Below are 20,863 nucleotides of genomic sequence, written 5' to 3' on the forward strand. Positions count from 1 at the left end.
AGGTGAAGGACATGATCGATTTAGTAGAAATTAAGCAAGAGCTTGAAAAAATGGCTAAGCGATTAGCGGATATTAGGGGGTCTCTTTGACCTCGAAACGAAAGAAGCCCGCATTGAACAACTAGAAGCGCAAATGGCTGCCCCTGACTTTTGGGATGATCAAAAAGCGGCTCAATCGGTCATTAGCGAGGCGAATGCGCTCAAAGATTTAGTCGGCGAGTTTCGTTCACTTGAAGAGCGATTTGAAAATTTAGAAGTAACATACGAACTTGTCAAAGAAGAACCTGATGAAGAATTACAAAAAGAGCTTGTAGCTGAGGCGAAAAAACTATCGAAAGACTTTGGCGAATTTGAACTGCAGTTACTATTAAATGAACCGTACGATAAAAATAACGCCATTTTAGAACTTCATCCTGGCGCAGGTGGAACGGAGTCACAAGACTGGGCATCGATGTTGTTGCGTATGTATACGCGCTGGGCGGAGAAAAAAGGATACAAAGTGGAAACGCTCGATTATTTGCCTGGTGAGGAAGCGGGAATTAAAAGCGTCACGTTGTTAATTAAAGGGCATAATGCATACGGATATTTAAAAGCGGAAAAAGGCGTGCATCGCCTCGTGCGCATTTCTCCGTTTGACGCTTCCGGTCGCCGTCATACATCGTTCGTTTCGTGCGAAGTGGTACCTGAATTTGATGACAACATTGAAATTGACGTGCGTCCGGATGAAATAAAAGTGGATACGTATCGTTCGAGCGGTGCGGGTGGTCAGCACGTCAATACGACTGACTCAGCGGTACGTATTACACATATCCCGACAGGTATTGTCGTCACGTGCCAATCGGAGCGGTCGCAAATTAAAAACCGCGAAAAAGCGATGAATATGTTGAAAGCGAAGTTGTACCAAAAGAAACTAGAAGAACAACAAGCGGAGCTCGCTGAAATTCGCGGTGAACAAAAAGAAATCGGTTGGGGAAGCCAAATTCGTTCTTACGTGTTTCATCCATACTCGCTCGTAAAAGATCATCGAACAAATACCGAAGTCGGAAATGTGCAAGCAGTGATGGACGGAGAAATTGATGTCTTTATCGACGCATATTTACGCTCGAAATTAAAACAAGGATAAGGTGTCCGACATGGGCACCTTTTTATGTGGTGAAAATTTTTAATTAAGTTGTTTGAAAATATTAAAAATTTTAATAAAAAATGTTTAAAGATAAAACTGTTTTTGTTATTATTATAAGTAGGAGGTGATGAGATGAAAGCGAAAGAAGTATTAGAGTTGTTGCAAATATCAAGACCAACGCTCACTAAATATGTAAAAGAAGGAATCATAAAAGTCCATGTCTTGCCTAACGGAAGATATGATTATGACAAAGAAAGTGTATATCAATTGTTTAATAAAGGCGTGGAAAGAAAAACATATATCTACGCCAGAGTTTCTACGCCAAAACAGAAAGCCGATTTAGAAAATCAAATTCAGATGCTAAAACAATTTTGTTTTGCGAATGGCTATTCTGTATCCAAAGTTTTTTCAGATATTGCAAGTGGCATCAGTTTTGAAAAGAGAAAAGACTTTTTTCGTATGCTTGATGATGTGTTGGCTGGAAAAGTTGAAAGAGTTGTCATTAGTTACAAAGATCGGTTGAGTAGAGTGGGTTTTGAATTATTTCACCATTTGTTTAAAAAATACCATTGTGAAATTGTTGTGATGAGCGAAGTGGGTTCTGAAAAATTAGACAGCGAGGAAATATTTGAAGAAATCATCAGCCTGTTGCATTGTTATTCCATGAAGATGTACAGCAAAAGAAAAGGCGAGAAGATCAAGCAAATATTAAGCGAAGGAGAACTTCCGTCATGATGGCGAATCGAGTGGAAAGGCATATGATTTGCGCCACTCATCCGTATTATCCGATGATCGACGAATATTGTTTTCGGTCAAAAAACTTGTACAACTTCGCCAACTATCAAGTCAGGCAAACGTTTTTCCAACACGGCACGTATCTTTCTTACAACAAGCTAGACAAGCTGCTGAAAACAGAAGGGATGGATGCAGACTATCGAGCGATGCCAATGGCTCAATCCGCCCAACAAACGTTAAGAATGTTGCACCAAAACTGGAAGGCATTTTTTAAATCGATGAAAGATTGGGCAAAAAACAAAGACAAATATACAGGCAGACCGAAACCGCCCAAATATCTCAAAAAAGACGGACGGTATGTACTTGTGCTAACGAATCAATCATGCAAAGTCGTCGATGAACACATCACGTTTCCTGCCTGTTTCCAAGGGTTTCAACTAAAAACAAACATGAAAGGGAAGCTTCAACAAGTCCGATTTATTCCAAAACACCGCCATATCATCGTCGAAGTCGTTTACAAAATCCCTATTCCACCGCAAAAACAAGATCACAACAGATACATCAGTATTGATTTGGGTTTAGATAACTTCGCAACCATTGTGAATAACGTGGGCAAACAACCGATTGTCATCAATGGTAAAGGTCTAAAATCCGCCAATCAATACTATAACAAAAAAATGAGCCACTACCGCAAAGTAGCGAAACAGATGAATGGACTTGATTGGACAAAACGAATGAGCAACATGACAGAAAAACGAAACCGCATCGTAGAAAACTTTATGCACCAAGCGAGTGCCTTTGTCATCAAACATGCGTTGGCTTTAGACTGCGATACGATTGTGGTGGGGATAAATAAAGATTGGAAGCGTGAAGTCCATCTCGGAAAGCGCACGAATCAAGCGTTCGTTCACATTCCGTATCAAACGTTTCTTCATCAGTTGCAGTACAAAGCGGTACAGCATGGCATTCGCGTCGTCGTGACAGAAGAAAGCTATACATCCAAATGCAGTTTTTTAGACATGGAAGAAATGAAGAAACAAAAACAATACAAAGGAAAACGAATCAAGCGTGGGCTGTTTCAATCTGAAAACGGAACGCTCATCCACGCAGATGTCAATGGAGCATACAACATCATGAGAAAAGTATTCCCAAAGGCGTTCGCCAATGGGATAGTGGGTGTGGGGTTACACCCGATCCGAGTACATGTCGCTTAAACGGCGTGGACGGATAAACAATTTTATTAAAATCTTCCCCATGATTTTGATAAAATTGATAACCTACTCACGAGGGAAGGTGAGAAGCATGCGAAAAAGAAGCAACATAACAAATCCATTCGTTGAAAAAGTGCTCGAATACGTATACATTCTTGTTGGCTCGGCTGTTGTGGCCGTTGCGTTTAATTTATTTTTACTCCCGAACCGTGTTGCGTCAGGCGGTGTGAGCGGCATTAGTACTATTTTACATGCGACGCTTGGTTGGCAGCCAGCATACGTGCAATGGTCTCTTAACATTCCGCTATTTATCGCAGGCGTGTTGTTGCTTGGAAGACAGTTCGGCATTAAAACGTTAGTTGGCACTGCTTTTTTGCCGTTTGTCGTATATTTGACGCGTGATGTCGCATCAGCAACAAACGACGCTCTACTTGGGGCGTTATTTGGCGGCATTGGCGTCGGTATAGGATTAGGGATTGTATTTCGTGGCCGGGCATCAACGGGAGGAACGGATTTAGCTGCTCAAATTATTCACAAATATACGGGTCTATCGTTAGGGACATGCGTCATTTTAATTGATGGCTTAATTGTTTTAACAGCTGCACTCGTCTTTGACTTAGAACGGGCGTTATATGCACTCATCGCGTTATTTGTGACGAGCAAAACAATTGATTTTGTTCAAGTTGGTTTCGGTAATTCAAAAATGGCGATGATTATTACAGAAAAAGAAGAACAAGTGCGTGAAGCGATTTTGCATAAAATTGACCGCGGTGTGACAAAACTACATGCATACGGCGGATATACAGAAAAAGAGCGGCCTGTTCTTATGTGTGTCGTAGCACAAAGTGAGTTCACAAAATTGAAACAATTGGTGAAAACCATTGATCCGTCTGCGTTTGTCGTCGTTATGGACGCAGCGGAAGTGCTTGGAGAAGGATTTAAACGTGTCTAACATAAAAATGATGCGATATAATAGAAATATATGAAAATGTTTACAAGGGGGACGCATATATGAAGAAGAAGCTATTCGGTTTGTTCGCTAGTACGGCGATTGTGTTAGCGGCCTGTGGTGGCGGAAATACTGCAACAGAAAAGCCAGCGACTGGTGGAGAGGCGGTTTCAGCTGCTGAATCTTTGTATAAAAAATCATGTGCAAGCTGTCACGGCCAAAACTTAGAAGGTGGCGTTGGACCTGCCCTTGATAAAGTAGGCGGAAAATATTCACAAGACGAAATTAAAAACATTATCACAAACGGTCGTGGAGGCATGCCAGGTGGCTTACTTCGCGGTGAAGATGCTGATAAAGTAGCAGAATGGCTAGCTGCGAAAAAGTAAGAGGATGCGATTTTGTGCATCCTCTTTTTATTTGTAACAGTGTTGAAATATAACTGTAAATAAAATTCGCCCCCTTTTTGCGACAAATGATGATATAATGGACGAGGTAAGAATTTTGCAGGAATATGTAGAAAAACATCGAATACTTAGGTGGTTGCTTATGATTGAAATGCAAGATGTATATAAAACGTATCCGAACGGAGTGATCGCATTAAACGGCATTTCCGTTCGCATTAAGCAAGGTGAATTTGTATATGTCGTCGGTCCGAGCGGTGCTGGGAAATCGACGTTTATTAAAATGATGTATCGCGAAGAGAAGCCGACAAGCGGCAAAATTATGATTAATGGCGTGAACTTAGCGAATATAAAAGACAGTAAAGTGCCATTGCTTCGCCGAAATATCGGGATCGTCTTTCAAGACTTCAAGCTTCTTCCAAAGTTAACGGTGTATGAAAACGTCGCGTTTGCTTTGGAAGTCATTGAAGAATCGCCAAAAAACATTCGCAAGCGCGTCATGGAAGTGCTTGACTTAGTGCGACTAAAACATAAAGCGCGCTTTTATCCAGACGAATTGTCTGGAGGAGAGCAACAGCGGGTGTCGATCGCTCGTTCAATCGTCAACAACCCAGCAATTGTTATTGCTGATGAACCGACGGGAAATTTAGATCCAGATACATCTTGGGAAATTATGGACATCTTCGAGCGCATTAACGATCGTGGGACGACCATTGTGATGGCGACGCATAACCGCGAAATCGTCAACACGATTCGCAAGCGTGTCATTGCGATTGAACGCGGGAAAATTGCACGCGACGAAGTGAAGGGGGAATACGGTTATGAAGCTTAACACCCTTCGTCGTCATTTTCGTGAAAGTTTAAAAAGTCTCGGACGAAACGGTTGGATGACGTTTGCGTCCATTAGTGCTGTTACGGTGACGCTGTTGCTTGTCGGTGTGTTTCTCGTCATTATGCTCAATATTCAACATATAACGAAGCAAATTGAGCGCGATGTTGAAATTCGCGTGCATGTTGATTTAAGTGCAACAGACGCAGACAAAGATGCGCTTCGAGCCAAGCTTGAAGCTCTTTCTGGCGTGGAAAAAGTGGCGTATTCATCTAAAGATGAAGAGCTACAAAAATTGATTGAAAGCTTTGGAGAAGATGGTCAATCGTTCCGTCTATTCGAACAAGACAATCCGTTGAGCGATGTATTTATTGTGAAAGCGGAAAATCCGCTTGATACGGAAAAAATCGCAAAACAAATTGAAACTTTGCCTTCTGTCAGCAAAGTCAAATACGGAAAAGGACAAATTGAAAAGCTATTTGCGGCAACGACGACGATTCGCAACGTCGGATTGGCGCTCATTGTCGGATTATTATTTACGGCGATGTTTCTCATCTCAAATACGATTAAAATTACAATTTTTGCCCGTCGTCGTGAAATTGAGATTATGAGATTAGTAGGGGCGACTAACGGATTTATTCGCTGGCCGTTTTTCCTCGAAGGGCTATGGCTTGGCGTTTTCGGAGCAGTTGTTCCGATTGTGATCGTTCTTTCAGCGTACTCGTACGTATTTGATTTATTATATCCAAAGTTGAAAGATACATTTTTTCAATTGCTTCCGTTTTATCCGTTCGCATGGCAGTTGGCAGCTGTGCTCGTCTTATTAGGTGCATGTATCGGCATATGGGGAAGCATGATGTCCGTCAGACGATTTTTGAAAGTATAGAAAGAGAGAGGGGTTTACGGTGCGAAAAAGATGGGGAACGATGGTAGCTACTGCAATACTTCTTTTGTCAAGCGTTGCTGCGCCTGCATATGCGGTAACGAATCGGGACATTCAACAAAAGAAACAAGAAATTCAAAACGTACAACAAAAACAGTCTTCGATTGAAAGTAAACTACAACAGTCGCAACAAGAAATTGAGCGATTGAAAGCAGAACAAGAGCAATTAGATGCAGAAATTAAAAAGCTAGATTTAGCGGTGGAAGAAACGAGCGCGAACATTCGGACGAAACAGCAAAACATTGAAGAAACGAAACAACAAATTGTTGCGCTTCGAAAAGAAATTGAGGAAGTCACAGCGCGCATTGAACAGCGCAATGAATTGTTAAAAGAACGCGCTCGCTCACTGCAAGAAAGCGGCGGTGTCGTCAGCTATTTAGACGTATTGCTTGGTGCGAAAAGCTTTAGCGACTTTATTGACCGCATGAGTGCGGTGGCGACGATTTTTGAAGCGGATCGTCAAATCATTAAAGAACAAGAAGCGGATAAAGCGTTAAAAGAAGCGAAAGAGAAGGAATTAAGTGACAAATTAGTCAGCTTACAAGAACAACTGACTGATTTGCAAAAGTTGAAACAAACATTAAACGAACAAATTGCAGCGAAAGAAAAATTAATGGCACAGTTAAAAGAAGAGCAAAAACATGAAGAAGAAAAACAGCTCGCTTTAGAAGAAGAAAAAGAGTTGCTTGAAAAACAAGAAGCGGCGATGAAAAATCAACTACAAGAAATGATTCGTCGCCAAAAAGAACAGGAAGAAGCGCGCAAACGAGCATTATCAAGCCGCGGATCGTCATCAGAGAGCGGTGGCAGTTTGCCTCCTGTGTCGAACGGTGCGTTTATGCGTCCAGCGAACGGTCCAATTACATCGACATTTGGCCCGCGTTGGGGTGAATTCCACTACGGTGTAGACATTGGTAAGCGTGGTGCTAGCGTTCCTGTCGTGGCAGCTGCTGACGGGTATGTGTATCGCTCCTATTACTCCTCAAGCTATGGAAACGTTATTTTTATCATGCATTATATTAATGGACAAGTATATACGACCGTATATGCTCACTTAGAATCGCGTCTTGTCGGTGAAGGACAAAACGTCAGCAAAGGTCAAATGATCGGCTATATGGGCAACACAGGTCGTTCGTTTGGTGCGCACTTACATTTTGAGTTGCATCGTGGGCCTTGGAATGCATCAAAATCGAATGCGGTAAATCCAATGCAATACGTTCCGTTTTAAAGCACAGCTTGCCTGCTGTGCTTTTGCGTATTGGTTGAGAAAATGGTACGCTCGGTGTAAAATAAATACATCTTCATCAGTTATGAACAGTACAAGCTATTCATATAATGAAAACAAACAGGCATCGCACACGGTGTGATGCCTTTCATGTATCGAAGGGTGAGGAGGCAAAACATGAATAAAAAAACAATCGCAGCACTCATGGCTTTATCGATGTTGTTCGGATCTGGGGTGACGTATGTCGGGATGCAGTCGCTTTCTTCCGATACGTCAACGATGACGATCAACATCCCAACAACAACGGAGAAGCCATCGAACGAAGAACTACAAAAAATTGAACAAGCATACAGCATGATTAAACAAAAATACGTTCAAAACGTAGATGAAAAGCAGCTCATTGACGGTGCGATTCAAGGAATGATTGCGACGTTAAAAGACCCATACTCCGTTTATATGGATAAAGAAACAGCGGAGCGGTTTAACGAGTCGCTTGATTCTTCTTTCGAAGGAATTGGAGCGGAAGTGAGCATGGTCGACGGCAAAGTGACGATCGTTGCTCCATTTAAAGGATCGCCTGCGGAAAAAGCTGGGCTCCGTCCGAATGACCAAATTATTAAAGTGAATGGGGAAAGTTTAGAGGGGCTTGATTTGTATGAAGCTGTCTTAAAAATTCGCGGAAAAAAAGGGACGGTTGCTCGCTTGGAAATTATTCGCCCTGGTGTAAACGGTGTATTGACAATTGATGTCGTTCGTGACGAAATTCCGATCGAAACGGTATATGCATCAATGAAAGAAGTAAATGGCAAACAAATTGGCTACATTGAAATTACATCATTTGCAGAAAAAACAGCAGAAGATTTTAAAAAGAAGTTATCCGAGTTTGAGAAAAAAGGAATCGCAGGGCTCATTATCGACGTGCGCGGCAATCCGGGAGGGTATTTACAAAGCGTGGAAGATATTTTAAAAGATCTTGTTCCGAAAGATAAACCGTACGTGCAAATTGAAGAACGTGATGGCGATAAACAACGCTTCTTCTCCAATATAACGAAGAAAAAAGATTATCCAATTGTTGTGCTTATTGATAACGGAAGCGCCTCAGCATCAGAAATTTTAGCCGCAGCGTTAAAAGAAGCGGGTGGCTATCCGCTTGTCGGTGAAAAAACGTTTGGAAAAGGAACGGTTCAACAAGCGTTGCTGATGGATGATGGCAGCCATATTAAATTAACGTTATATAAATGGCTCACACCAAACGGAAATTGGATTCATCAGAAGGGCATTGAACCAGATGTGAAAGTGAAGCAGCCAGACTTTTTCTACGCTCATCCGCTTCAAATCGATAAGCCGTTGGCATATGACATGAACAACGAACAAGTGAAAAGTGCACAACAAATGTTAAAAGGTCTCGGTTTTGACCCAGGTCGCGAAGATGGCTACTTCAGCAAACAAACGGAGCAAGCCGTTCAATCGTTCCAAAAAGCGAATGGCTTACAAGTGACCGGAAAAATTGATAAGCAAACAGCGAATATGTTGCAAACAAAAGTGATGGAAGCTGTTCGCGACGAGCGATACGATGAACAATTGAAACGGGCATTGCAACTCATTGCGAAATAAAACATATCCCCCTGCCCATGTTGAAGGCAGGGGGAAACTATTATAAAAAGAAGCTAATAATGCCACGTCGTTTTTGTTTTGTTGGTTGCTCGATAGCTGGTTCGATTTGTTTTTGTTTTTCAAGTTGTGCGATGCGTTGTTCGAGCTGTTGCATATATTGAAGCATTTCTTCCATTTCTCGCCGATGTTGCAATAGTTGAAACGAGACGACGTCATCTGCTTTTTGTTCGATTTTCCGTTCCAGTTCGTGTAATCGTTGTTCTACTTCTTCCCAATCGACATGTTCCTTCTCTTCTTCCTCTATGCCGAGAAACTTATATTTTTCTAGTTGTTCGACCGCTTCGTTCGTAAACACATAATGTCCTGCCTCGTTTTTTTTGCATGGAATGTTATATTTTTTCACCCAACGTTGCACCGTTTTTGTTGATACGCCAAGCCGTTTAGCTACTGTACTCGTTTTTAGCTCCATCGTTCCACGCTCCTCCTCATCTTATATGAGAAAACAGTTAGACACTTCTTTTGAAATTCCTTTTACCTTGACAAAACTAGTGTTTATTCGGCAAAGAAAGTGAATTTTCGTCAACAATAAATGCTTGAAATTTGTTACAATACAAAATAGATGATCGGAAAAAATGGAGATGATGGAAATGGAATTATGGGGACTAGAATGGTTGAAAGCATTCGGAACGTTTTGGCTGCAACCGTTGTTATATTATGTAATCATATTTGCATTTTTTATTGGATGGCGTCGCGTGCAACGCGAGCGGCGCGATTTTCATACGCGCGTCTATCGTTCTTCTCGTGAGCTGCGTGCGATCGTTCGCTCACGCAGTTGGTTTGCCATTGTTTTTTCAATTGTAACCGTTGGCGTTGGACTTGTCATTCCGAATGATACGCTCGTTTTTTGGACGATTGTGACGATCGTATGCAGCTTTATGATGCAGCTCCGGCTTTTATCGGCTGCATATATCGGGAGCATCGTCATATTTACTATTAGTTTTTTGGCGCAAATGGAGTGGGCACAGCCGTTTTTTGTTCGTTTCTTCCCACACGTCGCACAAACGAGTGTAACCGCCTTAGCGCTTCTTATGGGGTTGCTTTTGTTTATCGAAATGTGGCTCGTTTACCGCGAAGGAGCAGAACTCAGCTCTCCGCAACTTGTGACGAGTAAGCGAGGGCTTACGATCGGTGAGCAAGTTGTTCAACGGCTTTGGATTGTTCCATTAATGATTCCTGTACCAGGAGATGGTGTGCAATCGTTTGCTGCTTGGTGGCCGATCATTGCAGGTGGTGACGCATATTCGTTTGTGCTAGTACCGTTTTTACTCGGTTTTTCTCAACGCGTACAAACAGGAATGCCTGTTCATTTGACGAAATGGACAGCAAGACGTATCGGTTGGCTCGCTACGGTTGTTAGTTTGCTAGCGATTGCTAGCTACTGGTGGGAGCCGCTAGCGATCGTTGTTGCAGTTGTCGCTATTTTATGGAGGGAATGGATTGCTTTATCAGCGAAATTGTATGAACAAAAGCGGCCTCCGTATTTTACAAAACGAACGAATGGGCTTGTTATTTTAGGCGTGTTGCCGGATACGCCAGCACATAAAATGGCGCTTTCGGTCGGAGAAGTAATTGTGAAGGTAAACGGTATACCGGTCGTGACGGAAGATGAATTTTACGCAGCATTGCAACATAATCGTGCATTTTGTAAGCTAGAAGTATTAAACGAGAGCGGAGAAGTTCGCTTTGCGCAATCGGCTTTATTTGAAGGCGAACATCACGAACTTGGACTGTTATTCGTAAGAGATGAGGGATAGTATGTGGTTTTTGTTAGCGTTAATTGTACCGGCGTTGCTAGTTATTTTATTTACGCGGGTGACGTATAACCATTATGTCGGAACGTTGCTTACTGTCGCGTTGCTCGTAGCATCGTATGTGAAAGGATATACAGATCAATTGTATGAAATTGTTGCTGATATAGCGTCGCTCATCGTCGGATTTTTGTATGCTAAACGCATGGTAGAAAAGCAAAAACAGTCGTAAACCTGTCCATATGGGCAGGTTTTTTCATAGAATATTTGTTCGTATTTTTCGCTTTTCGATTCGTGAATATGGTACAATGAAAATAGAAATGAAGTGGAGGGACGATTGTGGACACATTTCAATTAGTATCCGCTTATAAGCCGCAAGGTGATCAGCCGAAAGCGATTGCCGAACTCGTTGCAGGCATTCAACAAGGAAAAAAACATCAAACGTTGCTCGGAGCAACAGGAACAGGTAAAACGTTTACGATTTCTAATGTCATTCAACAAGTCAATAAACCAACGCTCGTCATCGCTCATAATAAAACGTTAGCGGGGCAGCTATATAGCGAGTTTAAACAATTTTTTCCTAACAATGCTGTTGAATACTTTGTCAGCTACTATGACTATTATCAGCCAGAAGCGTACGTGCCGCAAACGGATACGTACATTGAAAAAGATGCGAGCATTAACGATGAGATCGATAAATTGCGCCATTCCGCGACGTCTGCGTTATTTGAACGACGTGACGTGATTATTATTGCGAGCGTTTCATGTATTTACGGGTTAGGTTCGCCTGAAGAATATCGCGAACTTGTCGTTTCGCTTCGTGTCGGCATGGAAATCGAGCGGGATCATTTGCTTCGTCGCCTTGTCGACATCCAATATGAACGAAACGATATTGATTTTCGCCGCGGAACGTTTCGCGTGCGCGGAGATGTCGTTGAAATTTTCCCTGCGTCACGTGATGAGCATTGCATTCGCATTGAGTTTTTTGGTGACGAAATTGAACGCATTCGCGAAGTAGATGCATTGACGGGGCATGTGATGGCAGAGCGAGAACATGTGGCGATTTTCCCAGCATCGCACTTCGTCACGCGTGAAGAGAAAATGAAGCTAGCCATCGAAAATATTGAAAAGGAATTAGAAGAACGGCTTCGCGAGCTGCGTGAACAAGGAAAATTGTTGGAAGCGCAACGACTCGAACAGCGGACGCGCTACGATATTGAAATGATGAAAGAGATGGGTTTTTGTTCGGGCATCGAAAACTATTCGCGCCATTTAACGTTGCGTCCACCGGGTTCAACGCCTTATACGTTACTAGATTATTTTCCTGATGATTTTTTAATTGTCATCGACGAATCGCATGTGACGCTGCCGCAAATTCGCGGCATGTATAACGGGGATAAAGCGCGAAAAGAAGTGCTTGTTGAACACGGCTTCCGTTTGCCGTCGGCGCTCGATAACCGGCCATTGACGTTTGAAGAATTTGAACAAAAAGTCAATCAAGTCATTTACGTATCTGCGACGCCAGGTCCGTATGAGCTTGAACATTGTCCAGAAGTCGTCGAGCAAATTATTCGTCCGACAGGGTTGCTTGATCCAACGATCGACGTACGGCCAATTGCGGGACAAATTGACGATTTAGTCGATGAAATTCAAAAACGTATCACTCGTAAAGAACGAACGCTTGTGACGACGTTGACGAAAAAAATGGCGGAAGACTTAACCGATTACTTAAAAGATATTGGCATTCAAGTGGCATATTTGCATTCAGAAATTAAAACGCTTGAGCGAATTGAAATTATTCGTGATTTACGATTAGGAAAATATGATGTGCTCGTCGGCATTAACTTATTGCGAGAAGGACTTGATATTCCAGAAGTATCGCTTGTCGCCATTTTAGATGCGGATAAAGAAGGCTTTTTACGTTCTGAGCGTTCACTTATTCAAACGATTGGACGGGCGGCGCGCAACGCTAACGGTCACGTCATTATGTATGCCGATACGATCACAAAGTCGATGGAAATTGCGATCAATGAAACGAAGCGACGTCGCGCGATTCAAGAAGCGTATAATCGCGAGCATGGCATCGTACCGAAAACGATTCAAAAAGACATTCCAGATGTCATTCGTGCGACATTTGCTGCGGAAGAAAAAGAAACGTATGAAACGAAAGATGTTCGTCATTTATCAAAAGAAGAGCGTGTTGCGTTCATCGCCCAACTTGAACAAGAAATGAAAGAAGCTGCAAAAGCGCTTCATTTTGAACGTGCGGCAGAACTGCGCGATCTCATTTTAGAACTGAAAGCTGAGGTGTAGCGTATGGATCACATTATCGTCAAAGGAGCGCGTGCACACAATTTAAAAAATATTGATGTCGTCATTCCGCGCAACAAGCTCGTCGTGTTGACGGGATTGTCTGGATCAGGCAAATCATCGCTTGCATTTGATACGATTTATGCAGAAGGACAGCGGCGATATGTCGAATCGTTGTCGGCATACGCCCGTCAATTTTTAGGGCAAATGGATAAACCGGATGTCGATTCGATTGAAGGTTTGTCACCTGCCATTTCAATTGATCAAAAAACGACAAGCCGCAACCCACGATCAACAGTTGGAACAGTCACAGAAATTTACGATTACTTGCGCTTACTGTTTGCACGCATCGGTCGCCCTGTTTGTCCAACACACGGCATCGAAATTACGTCGCAAACAATTGAACAAATGGTTGACCGCCTGATGCAATATCCAGAGCGGACGAAAATGCAAATTTTAGCGCCCATCGTCTCTGGCCGAAAAGGGACACATGTAAAGACGTTAGAGGAGATTAAAAAACAAGGATATGTGCGCGTCCGAGTTGATGGGGAATTGCGCGATGTATCAGAAGACATCATACTTGAAAAAAATAAGAAGCATTCGATTGAAGTGGTCATCGACCGCATCATCATGAAAGAAGGTATTCAGTCGCGCCTGGCTGATTCGCTTGAAGCGGCGTTGAAGCTTGCGGACGGTAAAGTGCTCGTCGATGTCATCGGACAAGAAGAGTTGTTATTTAGTGAACATCACGCTTGTCCGCACTGCGGTTTTTCAATCGGTGAACTAGAGCCGCGTTTATTTTCGTTTAACAGCCCGTACGGTGCGTGTCCATCGTGCGACGGATTAGGAGCAAAACTGGAAGTCGATCTCGATTTAGTCATTCCAAATAAAGAGTTGACGCTTCGTGAGCATGCGCTCGCGCCATGGGAGCCGCAAAGCTCGCAATATTATCCACAACTGTTAGAGACGGTATGCCGTCATTACGGCATCGATATGGACGTGCCTGTGAAGCAATTGCCAAAACAACAGCTCGATCTTTTATTGTACGGATCAAATGGAGAAAAAATATATTTTCGCTATGAAAACGACTTCGGTCATGTGCGCGAAACGTATGTGGAATTTGAAGGTGTCGTGCGCAACGTTGAACGCCGCTATCGTGAAACGACGTCCGATTACGTGCGTGAACAAATGGAAAAATATATGACCGAACAGCCTTGTCCGACGTGTCATGGCAACCGATTGAAAAAAGAAAGTTTAGCGGTTTTCGTTGGCGGCAAACATATCGGTGAAGTGACGGCGATGTCGGTGAACGAAGCGCTGACGTTTTTTGAAACGCTTCAGCTAACGGAAAAAGAACAAAAAATCGCTCATCTCATTTTACGTGAAATTGTTGAGCGACTTGGCTTTTTAAAAAATGTTGGGCTCGATTATTTAACGTTAAACCGCGCGGCAGGGACATTGTCAGGCGGAGAAGCGCAACGTATTCGATTAGCGACGCAAATCGGATCGCGGTTAACAGGTGTATTATACGTGTTAGACGAACCGTCAATCGGACTTCATCAGCGTGATAACGATCGGTTAATTGCGACGTTACAAAACATGCGTGATTTAGGAAATACGCTCATTGTCGTCGAGCACGATGAAGATACGATGCTTGCGGCAGATTATTTAATTGACATCGGACCGGGAGCAGGGGCGCACGGCGGACAAGTAGTATCCGCAGGCACACCTGAACAAGTGATGAACGATCCACATTCATTAACCGGTCAATATTTATCAGGGAAAAAGTTTATTCCGCTCCCGATTGAACGAAGAACGCCAGATGGTCGTTGGCTTGAAGTCGTTGGAGCTCGGGAAAACAACTTAAAAAACGTCGATGTTCGCATTCCTCTCGGGTTGTTTGTTGCGGTGACGGGGGTATCCGGTTCGGGAAAAAGTACGCTCATTAATGAAATTTTGCATAAAGCGTTAGCGCAAAAGTTACATCATGCAAAAGTAAAACCGGGAGAGCATACGGACATTCGTGGCATTCACTATTTAGATAAAGTGATTGATATCGACCAGTCGCCAATCGGCCGAACACCGCGCTCCAATCCGGCGACATATACGGGCGTTTTTGATGATATTCGTGATCTATTCGCAACGACAAATGAAGCGAAAATGCGTGGATATCAAAAAGGACGGTTTAGTTTTAATGTGAAAGGCGGTCGCTGTGAAGCATGTCGTGGCGATGGGATTATTAAAATCGAAATGCACTTTTTGCCGGACGTATACGTGCCATGTGAAGTATGTCACGGTAAACGATATAATCGCGAAACGCTAGAGGTAAAATATAAAGATAAAAATATCGCTGAAGTGCTCGATATGACAGTAGAAGAAGCGCTGACGTTTTTTGAAAACATCCCGAAAATTAAACGGAAATTGCAAACGTTATACGATGTCGGCCTCGGTTATATGCAGCTCGGCCAACCGGCTACAACGCTTTCCGGGGGTGAAGCGCAGCGGGTGAAATTAGCGTCCGAATTGCATCGTCGTTCGACAGGAAGAACGTTATACATTTTAGATGAGCCGACAACAGGTTTGCATGTGGATGATATTGCCCGTTTATTACATGTTCTGCAACGGCTTGTCGAACAAGGAGATACGGTGCTTGTCATCGAGCATAACTTAGATGTTATTAAAACGGCAGACTATATTATTGATCTTGGACCAGAAGGCGGCGATGGGGGTGGACAAATCGTTGCGGTAGGTACGCCAGAAGAAGTAGCGCAAGTTGAGCGATCGTATACTGGGAAGTATTTGCAACCAATTTTGGCACGCGATCGCGAACGCATGCGTCAACGTATACCGAGCGTATAATGCGCTCGGCTTTTTTTATACGAAACTTTCCTTTCCGACAATCGTATGTATAAGTAAAGAAAAAAGGAGATGATGTGAATGGAAGGAAATAAATTGCTTGCGGCGTTATGTTATTTCAGCGTATTTTTTGCCCCGTTTTTATTTCCGATTATCGTTTATTTTGTCACGAAACATGAACGAGTGAAAGAACATGCGAAAAAATCGTTTTTATCTCATCTCATCCCTATTGCGATTGTCGTTACGACTGGTGGGTTGTTTATGTTGTTTGCCATCGCAGGAGTAGACGGATGGATCGGTCTTCCGTTTATCGGCATTGTGATCGGTGGCATTGTACATGTTGTCGTTATTGTTTGGAATATTATTAAAGGAATTCAAGTATTGCAAGAATCGGGAGGGATGTATGAATGAAAAAGCTTGTTAGGCTTCGTCATGATCGCATGATTGCAGGTGTGTTAAGCGGATTAGCCGCTTATATGAATATGGACGCTACGGTTGTACGTTTATTGTTTGTCGCGCTATTATTAATTACCGGCATTATGCCGTTTGCGCTTTTATACGCGCTTGCGGTATTTATTGTTCCGAGTGAGGAGAACGTCATATGAGATGGCTAGCACATATAGTGATTAACGCTGTTTTATTATTAGCGTTAGCTGGGTATTTTGATTCGATTTATTTATCAAGTGTTGGTGCCGCGCTCGTTGCAAGCGTTCTTTTGTCTTTTCTCAATACGTTCGTTCGCCCATTACTTATTTTACTGACGCTTCCTGTGACCGTATTGACGTTCGGGTTGTTTTTATTCATCATTAACGCAATGACGCTAGCAATGACAGCTTCGCTCATGGGCAGTTCGTTTGACATTGGCGGCTTTAGCAACGCGTTATTTGCGTCGCTTGCGATCTCACTTTTTCATTTACTCATTGAGTCAGTACGAAAAGAAAAGTAAAACGTTCCGCTTCGTGCGTGAGCGTTTTTATTTTGACGGGAAAGTGTTACAATGAGAAAAAAGGAGGGGGTTCATGTGCCAAAAGTACGGACAAAAGATTTAATTGATGAGTTTCAATTTGAACTTGTAAGCGGGGCAGAGGGGATTCATCGCCCGATTACAACGAGTGATTTATCCCGTCCGGGCATTGAAATGGCCGGTTATTTTGCATATTATCCTGCTGAGCGTATACAGTTGCTTGGTATGACTGAACTATCTTTTTTCGAACGATTAACGCCCGTAGAAAAACGGTTGCGTATGGAAAAGTTATGTACGGATATTACACCTGCGATTATCGTTTCACGTGGACTAGACGTACCAAAGGAGCTTATCGAAGCATCGGAAAAAAGGGAAGTGCCTGTCATGCGTTCAACGATGAAAACGACGCGATTGGCTAGCCGCCTGACAAACTATTTAGAAAGTAAACTCGCACCGACGACAGCTGTGCACGGCGTGCTCGTTGATGTGTACGGCGTTGGTGTACTTATTACAGGAAAAAGCGGGGTCGGAAAAAGCGAGACGGCGCTTGAGCTCGTGAAGCGCGGACATCGTCTCGTGGCAGATGATTGTGTCGAAATTCGCCAAGAGGATGAAAATTTGCTTATTGGTAGCGCACCGGAGCTCATTGAACATTTGCTTGAAATTCGTGGGCTCGGCATTATTAACGTTATGACGTTATTTGGGGCAGGGTCGGTGCGTCCACATAAGCGTATTTCGCTTGTCATTGATTTAGAGTTATGGGATCCAAACAAACAGTACGATCGTCTCGGTTTGGAAGAAGAAAAGGTAAAAATTATTGATACGGAAGTGACGAAATTGACGATTCCTGTTCGTCCAGGGCGAAATTTAGCGGTCATTATCGAAGTCGCAGCGATGAATTTCCGCTTAAAGCGCATGGGTGTCAATGCAGCGGAAGAATTTTCTGCGCGGTTGGCGGATGCGATTGGCGATGCGGAGCACGATTATGAATGAGAGGATGAGTGTTGATGTTGTTGCATATTCAACCGCTTGATCGCGTTTTTCTTCAACTCGGACCAATTACAATTTATTGGTACGGTGTCATTATTGCGACAGGCGTCTTGCTTGGTCTTTGGCTCGCGACACGAGAAAGCGAGCGGTTAGGGATACGAAAAGAAACATTTGTTGATCTTGTGTTAATTGCTGTGCCGATTGCGATTGTATGTGCACGGGCGTATTACGTTATTTTTCAATGGGACTATTATTCGCAACATATAAGCGAAATTCCACAAATTTGGCATGGTGGATTGGCAATTCATGGTGGTTTAATTGGTGCTATTGTGACAGGTATCATTTTCGCGAAAAAACGCCAACTGTCGTTTTGGAAACTAGCGGATATTGCGGCACCGAGTATTATTTTAGGGCAAGCGATAGGTCGTTGGGGCAATTTTATGAACCAAGAAGCGCACGGCGGACCTGTATCGCGTGCGTTTTTAGAAAGCTTACATTTGCCAGATTGGATTATTAATCAAATGTACATACAAGGGCAATATTACCATCCGACGTTTTTATACGAATCGTTATGGAATGTGCTTGGGTTTCTCGTTTTGCTTGCGTTGCGGAGAAGAAATTTGCGACGAGGGGAATTATTTTTCACGTACGTGATTTGGTATTCGATTGGGCGCTTTTTCATTGAAGGATTGCGAACAGATAGTTTAATGTTAACAGAAACGATTCGCATGGCGCAGTTTATCTCGGCTTTGCTTATCGTGTTTGCGGTCATGATGATTGTTTTGCGTCGCATGCGCGGTTTAGCGAATGAGCGGTATAACGATTAAACGAAGGGGGAGAGCGAGATGCTCCAAAGGGGTTTGTTTGTTGGGTTAAAAACGACATGGACGCTCGGAAAAGTGATTTTTCCGATTACGGTTATTGTGACGCTTTTACAATACTCCCCCGTTTTGCCGTGGGTGACAAATGTGTTAACGCCGATGATGCGTTGGATCGGTTTGCCGGGCGATGCTGCGGTCGTTTTAGTGCTCGGCAATTTTTTAAATTTATACGCAGGCATTGGTGCGATGTTAACGATGGATTTGACGGTGAAAGAAGTGTTTATTTTAGCGGTCATGTTGTCGTTTTCGCACAATATGCTCGTTGAGTCGGCTGTTGCCGCCCAAGTAGGCGTTCGTGTATGGTGGACGGTTGCTGTGCGCGTCGGTTTAGCGTTTACGTCCGCTTGGCTTATTCATGTGTTATGGGATGGCGGAGAACAAATGGCGAAGTACGGCTTTATGCCGCAATCTTCGACAACGCCGCATACGTGGGGAGAAATCGTTTGGACAGGGATCGAAAAGGCGATATATGGTATTGGGCAGTTAGCGCTCATTATTATTCCGCTTATGATTGCGATTCAAGTGTTAAAAGAATTAAAGTGGCTAGATACGTTTTCTACATGGTTGTCTCCATTTACACGAATGCTTGGCATTCGCGAAAACGCGTCGCTTACGATGGCAGCAGGCTTATTGTTCGGTCTTGCTTACGGGGCTGGTGTTATGATTCAAGCGGTGAAAGAAGACGGGGTATCTAAAAAAGATTTAACGTTGACGTTTTTATTTTTAGTGGCGTGCCATGCGGTAGTAGAAGATACGTTATTGTTCGTGCCGCTTGGAATTCCTGTATGGCCGCTTTTAGTCATTCGGCTAACAACGGCAATTTTGCTTACAGCTACGTTAAGTTTTATTTGGAATCGAATGGAACAACGAAAAAGAAAGGAAGCGACGTATGAATATTAACACGATTTTATTTGACTTAGACGGAACGCTCATTAATACGAACGATTTAATTATTGAATCATTTTTGCATACGCTCAATCATTATTATCCAAATCAATATACGCGCGAAGATGTGCTCGCCTTTATTGGCCCGCCATTGCGTGATACGTTTGAAGCGATTGATCCAGAGCGCGTTGATGAAATGATTGAAACGTATCGGGCGTTTAATCATGCACATCACGATGCGTTAGTGAAAGAATACGAAACGGTATATGATACTGTACAAACGCTACATGAAAAAGGTTTTAAACTTGGCATTGTCACAACAAAAATTCGCCATACGGTCAATATGGGATTGAAGTTAACAAAGTTAGACTCGTTTTTCGAATGTGTGATTACGCTTGATGACGTCGAGCATGCAAAACCGCATCCGGAGCCGATTGAAAAGGCGCTCGCTTGTTTACAGGCAAAACCGGAAGAAACGTTAATGGTCGGCGATAACCACCATGACATTTTAGCAGGAAAGCATGCGGGAACGAAAACGGCGGGAGTTGCTTGGACGATCAAAGGGCGCGAACATTTAGCTACATACGAACCAGACTTTATGCTTGAAAAAATGAGCGATTTATTAAGCATTTTAGGGGTGACATCGCGTTGAGAAAAACCGAACGCTATGTTGTAACCGGAACGAACTCTTTGTGGCAACTATATCGAACCGTTTCGTTTTGGAAAGTATTGAAAAATGTCATCGTCATTTTGATCGGGCGCTATACTCCCTTTTTTCCGTTGAAAAACTGGCTATATCGCACGTTTTTACGGATGGACATTGGTCAGCATACAGCACTTGCGTTTATGGTGATGCCAGATATTTTGTTTCCGGAAAAAATTCACATCGGTAACAACACGATTATTGGCTACAATACGACCATTTTAGCACATGAATATTTAGTGAACGAATATCGGCTTGGGGATGTCATTATTGGAAACGACGTTATGATTGGAGCCAATTCAACGATTTTGCCGGGGGTGACGATCGGGGATCGTGCTGTTGTTTCCGCAGGTACGCTCGTGCATCGTGATGTACCAGCTGGTGCATTTGTCGGCGGCAATCCGATGCAAATCATTCGTCTTAGCGAACGCTAAGGC

General features: G+C 43.1%; 22 protein-coding genes. 21 read left to right on the forward strand and 1 reads right to left on the reverse strand.

Annotated features, from left to right (window positions below):
- The first annotated feature begins 14 nt into the window (after nucleotides 1-14).
- From prfB to BO219_RS07270, 9 genes are all read left to right on the forward strand, one after another.
- Nucleotides 15-1,122, forward strand: a protein-coding gene (gene prfB, locus BO219_RS07230; protein WP_143271278.1) for a peptide chain release factor 2 whose coding sequence is annotated in 2 segments (ribosomal slippage) — nucleotides 15-86 and nucleotides 88-1,122 — 1,107 coding nt in all. Because the reading frame shifts where the segments join, the coding sequence is not laid out codon by codon here.
- Nucleotides 1,123-1,254: 132 nt separating this feature from the next.
- Nucleotides 1,255-1,857, forward strand: a complete 603-nt coding sequence (locus BO219_RS07235) for an IS607 family transposase (protein WP_009362398.1) — start codon at nucleotides 1,255-1,257, stop codon at nucleotides 1,855-1,857.
- A complete protein-coding gene (locus tag BO219_RS07240) occupies nucleotides 1,854-3,071 on the forward strand; it encodes an RNA-guided endonuclease InsQ/TnpB family protein (protein ID WP_077429033.1) in 1,218 nt (405 codons plus the stop codon). Before BO219_RS07235 ends, BO219_RS07240 begins: the two co-directional genes overlap by 4 nt.
- 88 nt (nucleotides 3,072-3,159) lie before the next feature.
- Nucleotides 3,160-4,020, forward strand: coding sequence for a YitT family protein (locus tag BO219_RS07245; RefSeq protein ID WP_077429034.1), 861 nt, complete (start codon nucleotides 3,160-3,162; stop codon nucleotides 4,018-4,020).
- 59 nt (nucleotides 4,021-4,079) lie between these two features.
- Complete coding sequence (cccB, locus tag BO219_RS07250; RefSeq protein WP_077429035.1) at nucleotides 4,080-4,403, forward strand: cytochrome c551; 324 nt, start codon at nucleotides 4,080-4,082, stop codon at nucleotides 4,401-4,403.
- A gap of 160 nt (nucleotides 4,404-4,563) precedes the next feature.
- Nucleotides 4,564-5,250, forward strand: a complete 687-nt coding sequence (ftsE, locus tag BO219_RS07255; protein WP_064220989.1) for a cell division ATP-binding protein FtsE — start codon at nucleotides 4,564-4,566, stop codon at nucleotides 5,248-5,250.
- A complete protein-coding gene (gene ftsX, locus BO219_RS07260) occupies nucleotides 5,240-6,133 on the forward strand; it encodes a permease-like cell division protein FtsX (RefSeq protein ID WP_077429036.1) in 894 nt (297 codons plus the stop codon). The genes ftsE and ftsX overlap by 11 nt, the downstream gene beginning before the upstream one ends.
- A 19-nt stretch (nucleotides 6,134-6,152) precedes the next feature.
- The gene (locus BO219_RS07265; protein ID WP_077429037.1) at nucleotides 6,153-7,418 is read left to right on the forward strand and encodes a murein hydrolase activator EnvC family protein; all 1,266 of its coding nucleotides are present in this window, start codon (nucleotides 6,153-6,155) and stop codon (nucleotides 7,416-7,418) included.
- 174 nt (nucleotides 7,419-7,592) lie between these two features.
- The gene (locus BO219_RS07270) at nucleotides 7,593-9,029 is read left to right on the forward strand and encodes a S41 family peptidase (protein WP_077429038.1); all 1,437 of its coding nucleotides are present in this window, start codon (nucleotides 7,593-7,595) and stop codon (nucleotides 9,027-9,029) included.
- A 40-nt stretch (nucleotides 9,030-9,069) separates the two neighbouring features.
- Here the strand turns inward: BO219_RS07270 and BO219_RS07275 are convergent, their stop codons facing one another.
- Entirely contained in the window at nucleotides 9,070-9,498 is a 429-nt protein-coding gene (locus BO219_RS07275; protein WP_077429039.1) for a MerR family transcriptional regulator, read from the reverse strand.
- Between the two features lie 178 nt (nucleotides 9,499-9,676).
- Here BO219_RS07275 and BO219_RS07280 point away from each other — a divergent pair, with 178 nt between their 5' ends.
- The 12 genes from BO219_RS07280 to BO219_RS07335 all read left to right on the forward strand — a co-directional run bounded on the left by BO219_RS07280 (nucleotide 9,677) and on the right by BO219_RS07335 (nucleotide 20,860).
- Nucleotides 9,677-10,843 carry a PDZ domain-containing protein gene (locus tag BO219_RS07280; protein ID WP_077429040.1) on the forward strand — a complete coding sequence of 389 codons (1,167 nt, stop codon included), beginning with the start codon at nucleotides 9,677-9,679 and terminating at the stop codon, nucleotides 10,841-10,843.
- A gap of 1 nt (nucleotide 10,844) precedes the next feature.
- Nucleotides 10,845-11,069, forward strand: coding sequence for a CsbA family protein (locus BO219_RS07285; protein ID WP_004892581.1), 225 nt, complete (start codon nucleotides 10,845-10,847; stop codon nucleotides 11,067-11,069).
- 107 nt (nucleotides 11,070-11,176) lie between these two features.
- Nucleotides 11,177-13,150 carry an excinuclease ABC subunit UvrB gene (uvrB, locus tag BO219_RS07290; protein WP_420807099.1) on the forward strand — a complete coding sequence of 658 codons (1,974 nt, stop codon included), beginning with the start codon at nucleotides 11,177-11,179 and terminating at the stop codon, nucleotides 13,148-13,150.
- Between the two features lie 3 nt (nucleotides 13,151-13,153).
- Nucleotides 13,154-16,006 carry an excinuclease ABC subunit UvrA gene (gene uvrA / locus BO219_RS07295; protein WP_077429042.1) on the forward strand — a complete coding sequence of 951 codons (2,853 nt, stop codon included), beginning with the start codon at nucleotides 13,154-13,156 and terminating at the stop codon, nucleotides 16,004-16,006.
- A 78-nt stretch (nucleotides 16,007-16,084) separates the two neighbouring features.
- The gene (locus BO219_RS07300) at nucleotides 16,085-16,414 is read left to right on the forward strand and encodes a magnetosome magnetite crystal formation protein family (RefSeq protein ID WP_077429043.1); all 330 of its coding nucleotides are present in this window, start codon (nucleotides 16,085-16,087) and stop codon (nucleotides 16,412-16,414) included.
- On the forward strand, nucleotides 16,411-16,608 hold the full coding sequence (locus tag BO219_RS07305) for a PspC domain-containing protein (protein ID WP_077429044.1): 198 nt from the start codon (nucleotides 16,411-16,413) through the stop codon (nucleotides 16,606-16,608). Before BO219_RS07300 ends, BO219_RS07305 begins: the two co-directional genes overlap by 4 nt.
- Nucleotides 16,605-16,949 (forward strand): phage holin family protein, encoded by a 345-nt coding sequence (locus tag BO219_RS07310; RefSeq protein WP_077429045.1) that lies wholly within the window; start codon nucleotides 16,605-16,607, stop codon nucleotides 16,947-16,949. Before BO219_RS07305 ends, BO219_RS07310 begins: the two co-directional genes overlap by 4 nt.
- Nucleotides 16,950-17,024: 75 nt before the next feature.
- A complete protein-coding gene (gene hprK / locus BO219_RS07315) occupies nucleotides 17,025-17,960 on the forward strand; it encodes an HPr(Ser) kinase/phosphatase (protein ID WP_077429046.1) in 936 nt (311 codons plus the stop codon).
- 14 nt (nucleotides 17,961-17,974) lie between these two features.
- Nucleotides 17,975-18,784 carry a prolipoprotein diacylglyceryl transferase gene (gene lgt, locus BO219_RS07320; protein WP_077429047.1) on the forward strand — a complete coding sequence of 270 codons (810 nt, stop codon included), beginning with the start codon at nucleotides 17,975-17,977 and terminating at the stop codon, nucleotides 18,782-18,784.
- Between the two features lie 18 nt (nucleotides 18,785-18,802).
- Entirely contained in the window at nucleotides 18,803-19,738 is a 936-nt protein-coding gene (locus BO219_RS07325; protein ID WP_077429048.1) for a nucleoside recognition domain-containing protein, read from the forward strand.
- Nucleotides 19,728-20,375, forward strand: coding sequence for a pyrophosphatase PpaX (ppaX, locus tag BO219_RS07330; RefSeq protein WP_077429049.1), 648 nt, complete (start codon nucleotides 19,728-19,730; stop codon nucleotides 20,373-20,375). Before BO219_RS07325 ends, ppaX begins: the two co-directional genes overlap by 11 nt.
- Nucleotides 20,372-20,860, forward strand: a complete 489-nt coding sequence (locus BO219_RS07335) for an acyltransferase (protein WP_077429050.1) — start codon at nucleotides 20,372-20,374, stop codon at nucleotides 20,858-20,860. The genes ppaX and BO219_RS07335 overlap by 4 nt, the downstream gene beginning before the upstream one ends.
- Nucleotides 20,861-20,863 lie beyond the last annotated feature (3 nt).

It is taken from the genome of Anoxybacillus kestanbolensis, assembly GCF_001996285.1.
Taxonomy (GTDB): Bacteria; Bacillota; Bacilli; order Bacillales; family Anoxybacillaceae; genus Anoxybacillus; species Anoxybacillus kestanbolensis_A.

Excerpts from the sequence above, each read along its gene's own strand:
- cccB (WP_077429035.1), top strand. The coding sequence starts at position 4,080 with ATGAAGAAGAAGCTATTCGGTTTGTTCGCTAGTACGGCGATTGTGTTA.
- BO219_RS07285 (WP_004892581.1), top strand. The coding sequence starts at position 10,845 with ATGTGGTTTTTGTTAGCGTTAATTGTACCGGCGTTGCTAGTTATTTTA.
- BO219_RS07240 (WP_077429033.1), top strand. The coding sequence starts at position 1,854 with ATGATGGCGAATCGAGTGGAAAGGCATATGATTTGCGCCACTCATCCG.
- BO219_RS07245 (WP_077429034.1), top strand. The coding sequence starts at position 3,160 with ATGCGAAAAAGAAGCAACATAACAAATCCATTCGTTGAAAAAGTGCTC.
- ftsE (WP_064220989.1), top strand. The coding sequence starts at position 4,564 with ATGATTGAAATGCAAGATGTATATAAAACGTATCCGAACGGAGTGATC.
- BO219_RS07280 (WP_077429040.1), top strand. The coding sequence starts at position 9,677 with ATGGAATTATGGGGACTAGAATGGTTGAAAGCATTCGGAACGTTTTGG.
- BO219_RS07310 (WP_077429045.1), top strand. The coding sequence starts at position 16,605 with ATGAGATGGCTAGCACATATAGTGATTAACGCTGTTTTATTATTAGCG.
- BO219_RS07305 (WP_077429044.1), top strand. The coding sequence starts at position 16,411 with ATGAAAAAGCTTGTTAGGCTTCGTCATGATCGCATGATTGCAGGTGTG.
- BO219_RS07325 (WP_077429048.1), top strand. The coding sequence starts at position 18,803 with ATGCTCCAAAGGGGTTTGTTTGTTGGGTTAAAAACGACATGGACGCTC.
- BO219_RS07275 (WP_077429039.1), bottom strand. The coding sequence starts at position 9,498 with ATGGAGCTAAAAACGAGTACAGTAGCTAAACGGCTTGGCGTATCAACA.
- BO219_RS07270 (WP_077429038.1), top strand. The coding sequence starts at position 7,593 with ATGAATAAAAAAACAATCGCAGCACTCATGGCTTTATCGATGTTGTTC.
- BO219_RS07300 (WP_077429043.1), top strand. The coding sequence starts at position 16,085 with ATGGAAGGAAATAAATTGCTTGCGGCGTTATGTTATTTCAGCGTATTT.
- BO219_RS07235 (WP_009362398.1), top strand. The coding sequence starts at position 1,255 with ATGAAAGCGAAAGAAGTATTAGAGTTGTTGCAAATATCAAGACCAACG.
- lgt (WP_077429047.1), top strand. The coding sequence starts at position 17,975 with ATGTTGTTGCATATTCAACCGCTTGATCGCGTTTTTCTTCAACTCGGA.
- ppaX (WP_077429049.1), top strand. The coding sequence starts at position 19,728 with ATGAATATTAACACGATTTTATTTGACTTAGACGGAACGCTCATTAAT.
- ftsX (WP_077429036.1), top strand. The coding sequence starts at position 5,240 with ATGAAGCTTAACACCCTTCGTCGTCATTTTCGTGAAAGTTTAAAAAGT.
- uvrA (WP_077429042.1), top strand. The coding sequence starts at position 13,154 with ATGGATCACATTATCGTCAAAGGAGCGCGTGCACACAATTTAAAAAAT.